The organism is Bradyrhizobium algeriense (genome assembly GCF_003062295.1).
Taxonomy (GTDB): domain Bacteria; phylum Pseudomonadota; class Alphaproteobacteria; order Rhizobiales; family Xanthobacteraceae; genus Bradyrhizobium; species Bradyrhizobium algeriense.
Map to the genome: position 1 here is coordinate 1 of NZ_PYCN01000266.1, position 450 is coordinate 450.

General features: G+C 59.6%; 1 protein-coding gene. It reads right to left on the minus strand.

Translation table 11 applies throughout. The annotated features are described in order from the left end of the window. Window positions 1–93: 93 nt before the first annotated feature. A partial coding sequence (locus C7G61_RS43450; protein WP_145963873.1) for a substrate-binding domain-containing protein occupies window positions 94–450 on the minus strand: 357 nt, incomplete at its 5' end.

Here is a 450-nt window from a genome sequence, read left to right on the forward strand (position 1 = left end):
CTGAGGCTGTTCACTCAATGGCTGCATCATGTCCTCGACGCCTCACACGCAAGGCAGCAGGCGATTGCCCGCCTGCTGCCTACAAAGAAGATCTCAGTAGAGATCCTTGCGCTTGTCGTATTCGGCCTTCGCCGTCTCGGGCGTGAAGACCTTGGATTCCGTCTGGATCCACTTCTTCGGCGCCGTGCCGTCCTTCTTGAAGGCCGCGAGCGCATCGAGGGCCGGGCCTGCCATGTTCGGTGTCAGCTCGACCGTGACATTGGCCTCTCCATCGGACATGGCCTTGAAGATGTCAGGAACGCCGTCGATGGAGACGATCTTGATGTCCTTGCCGGGCTTGAGACCCGCTTCCTTGATGGCCTGGATCGCACCGATCGCCATGTCGTCGTTATGCGCGTAGACGGCGCAGATGTTCTTGCCGCCGCCTTCGGCCTTGATGAAGCTTTCCAT